This is a genomic window from Cupriavidus sp. 01T418 (assembly GCF_056398885.1).
In genome coordinates, this window is the sequence record NZ_JBFTQG010000025.1 from 18,621 (window position 1) to 31,506 (window position 12,886).

Annotated in this window: 5 protein-coding genes; all 5 read right to left on the reverse strand. The window is 62.0% G+C overall.

Annotated features, from left to right (window positions below; all coding sequences use genetic code 11):
* Window positions 1–100: 100 nt before the first annotated feature.
* Entirely contained in the window at window positions 101–1,801 is a 1,701-nt protein-coding gene (locus tag AC1DQ3_RS22300; RefSeq protein WP_477122379.1) for a c-type cytochrome, read from the reverse strand.
* Between the two features lie 38 nt (window positions 1,802–1,839).
* Window positions 1,840–2,577 carry a LolA-like protein gene (locus AC1DQ3_RS22305; RefSeq protein ID WP_477122328.1) on the reverse strand — a complete coding sequence of 246 codons (738 nt, stop codon included), beginning with the start codon at window positions 2,575–2,577 and terminating at the stop codon, window positions 1,840–1,842.
* A gap of 106 nt (window positions 2,578–2,683) precedes the next feature.
* The gene (locus AC1DQ3_RS22310) at window positions 2,684–3,469 is read right to left on the reverse strand and encodes an outer membrane lipoprotein-sorting protein (RefSeq protein WP_477122329.1); all 786 of its coding nucleotides are present in this window, start codon (window positions 3,467–3,469) and stop codon (window positions 2,684–2,686) included.
* 48 nt (window positions 3,470–3,517) lie between these two features.
* A complete protein-coding gene (locus AC1DQ3_RS22315) occupies window positions 3,518–3,979 on the reverse strand; it encodes a hypothetical protein (protein ID WP_477122330.1) in 462 nt (153 codons plus the stop codon).
* 161 nt (window positions 3,980–4,140) lie between these two features.
* Window positions 4,141–12,879, reverse strand: a complete 8,739-nt coding sequence (locus tag AC1DQ3_RS22320; RefSeq protein WP_477122331.1) for a choice-of-anchor Q domain-containing protein — start codon at window positions 12,877–12,879, stop codon at window positions 4,141–4,143.
* Between the last annotated feature and the right edge of the window lie 7 nt (window positions 12,880–12,886).

A 12,886-nucleotide genomic window follows, 5' to 3' on the forward strand; every position in this document is an offset into this window, starting at 1 on the left:
TATGGAGGTAGGGAAAATCACCAAGTTCTCTTGACGGGAAGTCTGGCGGACTTTGACTACGCCAAGTCCCCTCAGAGCGGGAGTTCACCAGGATGCTTGCCTACGGCACAATCCACTCTCCGTCGGCGGCCAGCCGTGTTCGCTCCGGCTCCGCAAACCGAACTATGTAGCCCCCCTTGGACGCAAAGCGCTGGCCCGATCCAAGCGTCAGATGCGGATAATAGCCGGTGATGATTCGGCGCTCGATCATGTCGTCGACGCGCTCCACCAGATAGTCGCGCACGAAGGTACCCACCATGTGGCTCAGTGTTTCCGCGAGCAGGCCACAGGCGAGAAAAGTGTCTGCCTGCGTCTGCTCGGCGACGACCGGAATATGCCGGATCGCAAACCAGCCGAGCGCATAGTCGACACGGACGCGTCGGCGCTCCGGCAGGTCGACGGGATAGGCGAGGCGCGTTACAGCGTGCCAGCTTGGCGGCAACGGCGCGCGCTCGAGCCCGCCCATCAGGCCCGACATGAACACGTCGGCGCGTGGCGGCGGCACGCTTGCGAGCGTTGCGACATCGACCGGGCGCAGCCACAGCATGAGCGCCTCCTCGCTCGATGCGCCGCGCAGCGCCTGAGCAACGTCCTTGCCGGGCGCGAGAATGTGGCTCGACACCACGACACCGTGCCGCTTCAGCGCGGCGGCGAGCGCCTTTGCACCCGACTCCCCACTGTCACCGGCGCGATAGATCTGCCGCACCGACTTCACTACCTTGCCGCTGTCCCCATCGAGGATCCGCCTGGCAATCAGCTCCGCCTCCAGCAACACGCCGCCGGAGAAATACAGTGAATAAAAGTCAGTGTCGTTGTTGACCGGTACCTCGACATTCGGAAACAGACAAGGCACGGCTTCCTGCTCGCAGAATGCATGGACCGGCGCCCAATTCTTGCCACCGAGGCCGGACACCACCGCAAAGACCGGCTCCGCAGCCAAATGCCGCTTCAGTTGATCCTGCCAGGTCGCTTCCGGGCCGGTCAGCTCCCAGACGTGCAACTGCCAGCGCCGATTGACCATAAACATCATCTTGCGCGAGGCGCGCAGCGCCGGAGTCGGCCCGAGCGGAAATGTGTTCTTGTCGGCGAAGTAGTGCTCGAGCACATCCAGCATGCCGCGGCGCTTCACAGGATCCGCATCCGGCGTGATGATGGTAGCAAAGTGCAGTACCGTGTCCGTGACCCCGGGCGGCCTTCGTTGGTCCATCCGCTTCAGATAAGCGATCAGCGCAGCCATGTCGGCATCGTTCAGCGCGAACTGGGGCATCAGGTAATTTAGCGGCTTGCCTTCCGAGTTGAGGCCTTCGCGGATGGCTCTGGCGATGGTGTCATCGGTATACGGATCGCGATCGGCCCGCATGCCCTCGACGTAGGGCAGGTCGAGGTCCTCCAGGTTTTGGGCGCGCGGGTGGAACAGATACCGCCCGGTGATCGGTGGGACGGTGCCAAAGCCCTCTTTGGCGCCAAGGCCGCTGCGCCGATGGCAATTGACGCAGGCCGCGGCGGCACCCTGCATGCGCATGCCGCTGTCGCGGATCGCCTGGAGCGGTTCGCCCGAAGGCAGCACGCCGCGCTGGAAGATCGCTGCGCCAGCATCCGTTGCCGAAGCGGCGCTGGCCGGGCCGCTGAGCGCGACCACGGCGAGCAAGAGGCTCGCAAGGAGCCGACACAGGCCAGTTCGTCGCCCGCTCGCGATAACCGGACCACGGACACCAAGCCTCCTCCCTGACGAGGGGGCCCCGCTCCCGCCGGCCGGACGCATCGTCACCGTGTCCGGACCGAGTCGTTCCCGGGCCATCACTATGGGGTCCGCCGGACCATGCCGCCGGACCCTGGCCGCGCCTCGGCATCTATCGAAACCGGCGTGTCCTGTCTCGGCGTGCCGGGCTTGGCGAACATCCAGTCTCCCAGCGACGGATTGTACGAGACCTCGTCGATCACGAGCTTATCCGTTGCCTGTGCCGTCGCCACGCCGCTCTCGATAGTGCACGGCACCTGCAATCCACCGATGGACCTGTAGTCGCGGTAGAACACCGAGACAGCGTGCGGCTGGCCAAGGACGTTACGGGATTCGCGGTCGTACTTGATCTCCAGGAATGTCTTCGCGTCGATCCACAAGCGGCGGTTCGCGCCTGACGGCAGCCTGATGGCAAGGCGGTACGCCTTGTGCCCTTCGACTTCATCGACGCCGTCCAGCGTAATGGCGTTACCCTTGGCCTGGTAGTCCATGAGTTGCCCATCGATGACCTGCTCGTCATGCGCGAACTTCACCTCCTCCATCGTGTAGGGTTGCAGATTCGGTTTGCCGCCCTGGGTCGGATGGAGCTTCCAGCCATGGCTACCGTCAAAAACACGCACAGCTATCTGATTGAGCGCTGTGATCTCCAGGCGCGTTTTGTTGGGACGTTTCATCGCCAGCACAAAATGTGCTGGCGCATTCGCGCTCTCCACGTGCCCAACCCAGACCATGGTCTGGATCTTCCGCCAGGACTCAAGCCCTCCCCTTGCGACGGCGTTCTTCTCTATGATCTGGGCCACGCTCAAATCGGGCGCCGTGACTGGGTCCCCCGCCAGCGCCATCGCCGAGATACAAACGGCGAGCACCCCCGCGATCCCTCTTATAGTCATAGCCCCCCCTATCCCCTTACTTGCCGGGTACTCTGGCCGACGCCAGTTGCGGCTTCGCGAACATTGCATCGTCTGCTGGCTGATTCAGCGCTACATGTTCAATGGTCATCTGGCGGGTTTTTGTGACGCCTTCGACTACGGTCTCCAGGACATGCGGAATCTTCAGCCCTCCCTCCGTCTTGTAATCGCGATAGTAGACGGCAACGTTGTGCATTCTGCCGTCCAGCTTGCGGGGTTCGCCGTCCATCTTCAGCTCAAGAAAACTCGTTGCGTCCACCCACAAGCGCCGTTCCGTACGGTCTTTCATCGTCAGCTTGAGTATGTAGGCCTGGCGCCCCTCCACGGACCCCATGCCCTGCAACTCGACCTTGGTGCCCTTCCTGGCGTAGTCGACCAGCGGACCGTCCAGTTCTGCCGAGGCAGCGGCGGACTTGGCCTCAGCAGGTGTGTAAGGCTCGACATCGTTGCGTCCCAGGAAGGGCCTGACCTTCCACCCCTGATTGCCGTCGTAGACCTGCAGGGCCGTCTGCTGCTCAAAGCGGACTTCGAACCGGCTCTTGTGCGGCCGCTTCATGGTCGCCACGAACGGCAGCTTCACATCCTTCTTGCCCCCAGCGTCGAGCTGGCCTGACATGGTCAGGGTGCTAACGGCACGCCAGGCCTCAAGCCCGCCGCGTGCCGCCACATTCTTGTCGGCGACTTGAGCCGCCGTCAGCCGGCTCGCCGGCGCGGCTTCCGTCGCCGCGCCGGCCGATGCCGCCAATGAAACCAGGCCCAACGCCAGGAAGAGAAATCGGTTCATAAGCACACCCCCTTCGATCCATGCCTCACGGATCGCGCTTGCGCGCGATCATTCAACCACCAGGCCGTCGATATGAAAGGAACCGATCATCACATCGACCCGGTCCCCGGCTTTAATCAGATTGCCCTTATTGGAAAACACCATCCAGTATTCCTGGCCGACCGCCAACGGGCCCGACTGCCGAAGCTGGCCGATTTTATCCATGACGGGAATCTGGAGTAAGGCTTGGCTCCTTCGCCCGAGCAAGTACGGTGTCGCATTCTTGTCGCCCAGCACCCTGGCGATCCACGGGTCGGTAACGCGATAGCTAAAGCGAATCAAGTTGCCCGACGCGGTTCGGCGTACGTGCAGGTCGCCGACCCCCCCATAGAGCGCGTAGTAGATCTTCGCATTCTTGGGCAGCTTCACCGGGGAATAGGGCGAGGTCCGGCCCGAAGGCGAAGGCGCACGAGCAGATATCGCCGGAGCGGCTTCCAAAGGGAAGGCCGATTCCGCCAAGGCTGCACCCATCCAGACGCTGCTCGCGAGCAGCACCGCGATCCCCGGTAAGTTCCTTGCATGACTGGACATACGCGTCCTTCACCCTGGCGGCCACCTGGTCCTGGTTGTTTGACTCGGGGGTGGCGGCAGATGCCGCGCCCCCTTCCTCTCTAGCTTCGAACTGGACGCATTCAACGGGCTGCCACTCCCGTCAAGGTCGACGTCTGCGTACCGGCCCCATCGGTGATACTAAGCGTGCCGTTCTGCGCGGAATTCGCTGCATCCGCGCCGGGAGGCCTGAATTGCACGGCGATGGCACAGGTGCCGTTCGGAGCCAGGCTAGTGACCCTGTTCGCCGCGGTCGGATTGACGGTGCCGCACGTCGTCTGCTGTGGAACGATGAAGTAGTTCGTCTTGTCCACCGTGATCACCGGGCTCGCAATGCTTGTCAGCGGTACGCTGCCCGTGTTCTTCAGCGTGAAGACATAAACCTGTCCCGCCTCGCCCCGTTCGACGCTGCCAAAGTCCCGCGTGAGCGGCGTCAGGGTCGCGCTGGACGCGGCGCTGGCTACGAACTCAACGGCGCCGACATCGAACTTGCCTCCTTGCGGCCGAGTGGTACCGAAAAAGTCGTACTTCGGGGCGCCCGCATCGGTGGCGGTATCGATTGCGGGCGAACCCGACGTGATGGCGTAGTTGCCAAGCGGTACGTTGTAGCCTGGGCTGCCAGACGAGATGCTCRCATTGGCCAGGGAGAGCGGTCCGTAGGACATATTGATCCACTGGTTGCCTTCATCCGGGGTAGCCGTCGGCATCAGGCCGAAGAGCGGGTTGGGCAGGACCGTATCCGCGATACCCGGAGGCACGGCGAATCCAACCCCACCACCTTCCGGCGGCACACGCGAGCCATTGCAGTACTGACTGACAACCGCAGGGTTGGAACCCAGGTTGCTTGCCCCCTGGTAATCGCCGGCGTTGGTCAGGATCGAGAATTGCGGCTTGAGCGTCAAGCCCGACTCATGCGTGCCCGGTCCAGAGTCGCCAAAGGCACCGATGTCCCAGTAGACAGCCTTGGGATCGCAATAGCCCGTCGTTTTCCTGGACTGGTTCAGCGTCGGGTTCAGCTTCACAGTGTTCTGCAAGCCCGGTATCGACGGATTGAGGTCACCCACCGTGATGTAGAACGAGCGGTTCTGCCAGAATAGGTCATTGGACAGCACCGGGTTCGAGAACGTCGTACAGGCCGAGGTTCCTCCTGGACAAGTAACGCCCGCATTGCTGAACACGGCGATGAAGTTGGGCGTGTGGCGCGCCGTCTCCAGGCCGGCCGGCTGGTAGGTCGAAGTCGTGATCGGATCGCAAGTCGTCTCCGCGCCCACCGTGGTGCAGTTCGTCGGCGGCGGTACGTTGGCCTGAGTGGCTGCGGGCGTGTTGAAGAGTACGCCGGCCGACGCGGTCGCATCGTTGGATACGACTGTGTTGTTGATGAAGTTGACTGCCACCGCATCCTGGATCGATACACCCCCGCCCGCCCAGCCAGCGACGTTATTCGCGATGATGTTGTTGGTGACGAGGACCTGGTACCACTTCGTCCAATCGTTGGGGCTGCGTTGCACATCGGTGCCATTGATCATCTGCAGCCGCAGCCCACCGCCCTTGCCACTCTCCGCTGTGTTGCCGATGATGAGATTGCCATCGATCTTCAGGCCAGGGCCCGCGCCGTCGGAAAGCTGCGGCGCGCAGTCAAGGTCGACCGTCTGGTTCTCGCAGAAGGTGCCATCCGGCGGCACACCTTGGGCGATAATGCCACCGCCGTAGGTGGGTAGCGTGGGGTTGTTGCTCTGGTTGAAGAGCACCAGGTTGTGCGAGATCTCGCCGTTCGCGCTGAACCCAAAGTGGGCGACGCCGCCGCCGTCACCGCTACTCATATTGCCGCACACCCAGTTGTAGTTGAAGCGGTAGTTGTCCGCACCCGAACAGAAGGTCACACCGCCGGCCGACGAAGGCGTGGTCGAATTGATTTCGTCGCCGTAGGAAGCGTTGGAAGTGACCGAGTTATGATGCACGTTCACGTTCGTGTTATAGCCGAACGGAATTTGGGTCACACCGTCCGCGCCACCGATGGTCCCGTCCGGGACCTCCACCTGGCCAACCGTGATGCCCCCCGTGAGCGTGCCTGCATTGCCGAAGACGCGGTTGTTGGAGACCTCCATGTTGTGGTTCCAGCCGTGCAGGAAGATGCCACCGCCGCCTTGAGAGCTGTTGGTGAAGGTGATGCCATCGATGCGCGATGGGTTGCAGAGGAAGTTGCTGGGATTGTTTGCGCAATCCGTCGCACTTGCCGTCAGCGGCACGCAGATGCCATTTGCGGTGCAGTTGGGGTCGGCCTGTCCGTTGACGTCTTGCACGCCTTTCCCCAGAACCGTAATCGCCGCGCCTTCGTAGGCACCCATCAGTGTGGGCTCTATCAGAAGCTCTCCCAGATTACCGTTGAGCGTATTGTCCCATCCGACGGTTGGCTCAAGTGGTATCGGGTCGATCCGACGTTGCATGGTCGAGGGGCAGTTGTAGGTATTCGTCGGATCGAAGGGGTTCGTCGACGAAATCGCACCACCGTTGCGTGACACGCCAAACAGGCAGCTCACCTGCGCGCGCCATGGATCCATCTTGCCCGAGGGGTGGGTATTGGCATTGACCGTCACCGCGGCAGCGCCAACGCCCTGCAGCCGGACCGGCTTCCACATCAGCAGCATCTCCTTGTAGACACCTGGGCCCACGATGATGAGGTCACCTGGGGTGGCGTTGTCGATCGCGGCCTGGATGGCGTTGCCCGTTGCGTTCTCTCCGGCGACGTAGGTCGGCGCATTGCCGCCGATGGTAACGGTGACCGTGTCGACGGACTTCCTGCCGTTACCGGCCGTGATCACCAGTTCCCCGTGATCCGAAGACGGCAACGCAGGTACGGTGACCGTGATCGTCTTGTCGCTCCACGATTGGATCGGCGCAGGTACGCCGCCGATCATTACGCTGGAAGCCGCAGCGCAGCTACCGCCCACGCTGGTGCACTGGCTCCCGAAACCATAGTGGCGCTGGATCAACTTCTGGTTGTATGGGGGCTTGCTCGCCCCCGGTCCACTATAGGCATGGTTTGGCACTTGCTGGTCGCCCAAAGCGTTGATCGTCAAGAGGTTGCCCGCAGCACGGACCCAGGGGCCCGCGCCGCCGTTGCTGGCATCGCCGGTTACCGTCGAGATCGCCGGCGTGGCATCCGGGTAAGCGCAGTCAGGCTGGTTATATCCATCCGCGAAAGCCTGGACCGGCACCACCGGCGTGTCCATGTACTGGGTCTGTCCCGGCATGAATGGGATCTCGTAGCAGAACTGGCTGTAAGCCGGGTTGTACAGAGGATCCTTGATCGTCTGTCCAGGATGCGCCGGGTCCGGCATATCCGGGTCGTTCATGCACGCGACCATCATCGTCGGCGCATAGCCAGTCGGATTGGGCGGGTTGACTTCCCAGGTGGAGTAATTCAAGCCATTGAAGATTCCCCACTGGTCGGCATACACGCGGGCGACTTCGTTGCCGGCAAAATCTTTCATCGATACCGGCAAGTTGGGCACGGCGAACTTCTCGCCGAATTGCGGCGAATACGGGTCGAATTCCGAAGAGAAGTCGTCCAGCATGAAGCCGGTGAAGTGCGCGGCGACGTGCGTTGAACTGAACACCCAGAACTTCGCCAGCACGGTCATCTGATCCGTGAGCGTGACTTCCTTGCGGTCGCACAGATGCCGCGACGCACCCGCGAACGGCGCCACTTCCTGCGCGCCTGGAAACAGGCTGAGGTAGTCGGGGACGATGCGCAAGGCACCGACGCAAGGCCAGAAGGTTTCGACACTGCCGGTGTCGCCCTCGTGCCGGGGCGTGGATCCCAGATCCGTGGTCGGGTTCTGCGGATTGTTGGGGTTATAGAAGGCATTGACCGCCGCCTGGTCGGGCAGGATGAAGATGTTGCCCAGGCCGGGGAACTGCTGCGTAACCGGCGCAATGTAGTTGTCGCCGATCAGAATGTTCTTGTCTTCCTCCTTCACCAGTTCGTAGCCGGGGGGCACGACCACTTCGACTACATACTTGCCTGGGGGCAGCATGGGAATTCCGCCGTCCTCGCCTCCGTCATCCTCGGAATTCCGCCCGCAGATCTTGCAGTTGGTACCGCTTTGCTTCCCTGTCTTCGGATTGCGGCTCGTCACGCTGGGGAATTGGTACATCCCATCGTAAGGTGCCGGCTGCAGCTGATTGAACATGTGCATGCCGTCGTAGCACTTGAACCGGGAATTTGCCGGCAGGGCACGATTTTTCGTATCGAGCCACTGGGTGCTGTTCTTCAATGTAAAGAAGTAGGGATCGGAAGTTTCCTGGCCCGGACAGTTCATATTGGGCACGCCGTCGGAACGGAAGCCCTGCGCCCAGTCATCCCAGCTGCTGGTCGTGGTAGTGTCCACCAGCGTCAAGCTCGGTGTTCCATCCGGCGCAGTGCCCTCCTGATACAGGTTGACAGTCACGTTCGGCACGTTGGGCGTCCAACTTGTATGGATCAGCAGCGCGGGATCATCGAATGGCCGCGTCGAGGCGTAAATTACCTCACCCTTGATGCCGCCGTTCTCATTCTTGGCGAACGGCGCCTTGCCGAACTCGATGAACGAACTCTGGCCAGAGAAGCCCTGCCAGCCCAGGGTGGTCACCCACGGGGGATCAATCCGGCCGGTCGAAGGGTTGCTGATGTTCGGGCCATTAGTACCGGTGCAGTCCGCATTGTCGCAATACAACGCCCCCGGCACCCGCAAGTTGTTCGGGAGATGGGCGGTAGCCGATTCCTTTGTATTGGCAAAGTTTGCCGCAATGTTTGAACTACCTCCGCCCATTGCCGTGCCATCCGGCGGACCGCCGGCGTCGTAGACCACGTGCACACCCGTCTGCTTGAAGCGGGTCGTATCGGCTTCAACCACATACCAGTTGAACAGCGGGAACACCTCGTTGAACGCAGCGTAGCCGTTGAGGTCGGTATTGTTGAAATTCGAATAGCTGCCATCGCGGAAGCGTATATTGGTCGGAACCAGCGTCAGACCAGGCTCGCCGTCTTGCGACACACCGTCATGGTTCAGGTCGATGAAGCTCCGGGTGTAGAGGTTCGTGTGCCATTGCAGGACCGCAAGGTCTTTGACATCGACATTCCTTGCATCGGGTCCCAGTCGTACTGCCGTGGCAAGGCCGTCGACGATCTGGTCGTTCCACTGATCGAGGACCGTCAATCTCCAATTGCCATCGGGAATACCGGTAAATTTGAACTCACCCTTGTCATTGCATTTGGTGAATGCAATATCCTCGCCGTCCGGATCCCCCAGGCTCACATAGCACTGCGTGAAAGCCAGGGAATCACGCGAACCGCTGCTGTAAAGATGCTGGTTGGGTGGGCGGCTGTAATGCAGGTTGGTGATTCTGCCCTTGACCGTATTCAGGCACGAGGCTCCTTTAATGTCGCATAGCCCAGACTTCCCATCGGTCCTGCGCGCATTGATGATTTTCGCGTTCGCGAAGCCTACGGAGACGTGGAATCCCGCGGGCCCAAACTCCTGAAAGTACGTGGGCCCCCCTACCTTGATGAAGGCGTCATGGGCCTTCTGTCCGTCGAGCGTATTCGTCTGCAGCCACTCCTCTCCCTTGGCAATTCTGTCGGCAGCCGGTGTGGCGACCACGCCGTATCTGCCGGGCATCAGGTTGGCAATGACGGCCTGGCCGACCAGGGGCGAGAGTGTCTTGCCATCTGACTCGTATTTCGGGCAGGTTGGAATCATGCCGAGCAGTCCGTCGTTCGCCGATTTCGACGATGGCGAAATCGGGCACGCATTCAGGTGCGTGACCGGATCGATCATCCCCTGCAAGGAATTGGAAAGCGGCATGTTGAACATGTCGTAAGTCATCTGTCCGGTCGGATCACCCGTGCCGCCAGCGTCATCGAAGAGCTTGATCTCAAAGCCTCCCAGTCCCGGCTCCCGGGCCGTCCCAAAGGCGTCGGTTCCCCCGCTGACGTCCACCTCGCCATTGAGAGGGGCGTCATCCTCGAACACGAACACTGAGACCTTCGCCGTCTGCAGTGGCGTTTGCTGCAGGAGCACGTTGACCGCTTTCTGCGCAGGCGCGATCGGTGCGCCGCCCATGCCGTGGCCACAGCTTCCTGTTCCCGCGGTGAAATCCGTGCCACCGGGCCCGGACGGGCAGTCCTTGGCAATACTGAACGGTCTCTTCGGCCCACTGGGGTTGGCGGGATCGACCGGTTGGGGGCCGCCCGCGCCGGCGGAGAATGAATTGCCAGCATCGCCGGGCAAGATCGATATGTAGTAGTGCTTGGTTGGGTCGAGCGCTACGTCCCTCGGGTCGACCGGGGCCTGCTGCGCAGCGTCCGTGCGACAAACGCCGTTGCCGATGTCGCATACGGCGGGCATGTGCGAATTGCTCGCCGGGTCGAAGACCGTCTGCCCCCCCTCGCAAGCGACCGTGCCGACGCAGCCTGCGGCGATTACCGGCATGTAGCTGGTATGGAAACTGGTCCCCAGGCTGGGCACCGGCAGAGGCGGACAATTGGCTGGCCGCTTGGCAGCGTTCACCTGGCATGCAGGGTCTACCTGGAAGGTGCGGTCTTCCTCTATGATCCAGCGGTAGTCTGTGATCTGAACCGGCTTCGCCCCCGGCTGCTTGCTCGGCCCGTCAAATACATTGACGACAAGGCCACTGCCCGGCTTGAACGCCACTGTCACCTTCGCGGGGCCGCTCTGCGTCTTCTGTGAATTCACCGCCGAATATTTGAAGGTCATGCTGGCGGCTGTGGGTACTGCCGTGAACGAACCGTCCGCATTCAGCGTAATCGTGCCGCCAGAAACACTGCCGGGGACCAGTGAGGCAGTTAGCGGAAATCCTGAAGGATCCCTGTCGTTCGCCAACACGCCAGGTGCGCCGATCTGCAGCCTGGACGAGATGTTACTGGTGAAACTGTCGTCGGTGGCCGTCGGCCGGGCGCCCTTGCAATTGCCAGTACATGCGGCCAACGTTACGGTCGCCACAATACTGGGGTTGCCGTTCGCCTTATACGTGAAGCTGTCGGACGTCGCACCGGAATTCGGCGCAGCATAGCTAAATGTACCGTCAGTGTTCAAGGTGACCGTGCCGCCATTCTTCGGTGCTGTCAGGATCTGGACGCCGTAGACACCAATATCGTTGGCGATCACACCCTTGGCGGGGTCCGTGATGGTCAGGTTGCTGCTGCCCGGAACCAGGAAGTAGGAGTCATTGTTAGCCTTCGCAGTCACTCCGCTGGCGGGTGGCGCAGCGCCGTTGGCCCCGATATAGGCCAGCATGCCCCCATCGCGCTGATTGTTGGTGGACAGGCTCAACTGGCGGTCAAACACCGCAAGGGCTGCAGGCGCGGTCGCAGGCGCCACGGGTACTGGCGCATTGATCAATACATCGTATGTTTTGCCCGCTGCCAGGAAGACTTCATTCTGGATCCGGCGGTTCCCGGGCAGGAGGTTGCCGTCTTCTGCGACCAGCGACAGCCCGGAGGCAACCTTTGGCGTACCTGAGCTGCTATCGGTGGTTTGCGCCCCCACGATGGACGGTACGTGCATGCGCAGGCCAGCGTTCACAAAGCGCACCAGGACAGTGCCAGTGGCGGTAACAGGGGTGGTCGCGAACAGCGAGTTCGCTGCCTTGGTCCTGTCAAAGGCGACGCCATTGATCAGGTAGTAGCGCGGGTCGTAGTTGACGGCGGGCGGATAGCACGCGGCGGCGCCATCGCTGCAAAGAATGCCCTTCGAAGACAATGCCACCGCGAGCATTGCGTCGGTGCCCGTCGAGCCAGGCGTTCTCACTACCGTGGCGTCGGGAGCTGAATAGTAGCCCGTGCCGCCGCTGTCGACCTGGATGGAGGTGATCGCGCCGCCGGACACACCGGTGACATGAGCCGTCGCCGCCACTGAAGAGCCGCCGCCAGAGAATGCGATGGTCTCGCCGCCCGTGTAGCCGGTACCGCCGACAGGGTTACCGGCGGAGTCGAGTGCCAACGATATGGAACTGACCGAATCCCTGAGAACGCGGGCGGAGGTCTCGCTGAAGCCCGCAGCCTTCACCGCTGCATCCACGGCAGCATTTTGCGCGGCATCAATTTCGCTGAACATCAGCGGGACGTCCGCATTGTAGGTCACGCCCGTATAGGCTGTGCCCGGCGCGGGCACTTTGGGAGCGGTTGTGACCACCAGCACGCCATAGAGACCCATCGGGCCCTGGATGGAGGGGTGGGTTCCCGATTCGATCAGGTAAGTACCGGGCTTGAGATTCCTCCAGATCAGCGGCGTCGAGCTTCCGCTTCCGGTCGTCACCTCGGTTGCAAAGGACTGGACACGGGCCGTCTGATTGGGCGGAACGAAGGTGGCGCCACTGCTGTCCCCCGCGATCGGCCAGGTCACGCTCTGGACGGCATGGAGCGGGCTCGGCGCTGTCGTTGGCTTGGCGCCCAGACCACCGCCCAATTGACCCACGATCACCAGCGACGTGGGTATGCCCGTGGTGGCTCCCGGGGGAACCGGCAGCTTGTTCGTGAGGTTGATCGTCAGGTCGCCGGGCGGGACGGTAATCACCACTGGCGACCAGCCCGTTCCGGCATTCGGGTTCAAGCCCGTGCAGGTCGCGCCCGTGGCGGGGCCAGTGCAGGTGTAGCCCCACATCGGCACAACTTGTCCGTCGGGAAGCGTGGTGCTGGTGGCACTCGCGGTCAGGTTAACGCTCTGCGCGCAGGACACGCAACTCGCCATGAAGAGAATCGATGCAGCGAGGCCTGTCTTGACCAGGTCGAAGAAGCTCGCCTTGAACTGGTTGGATCTCATCGCGTTT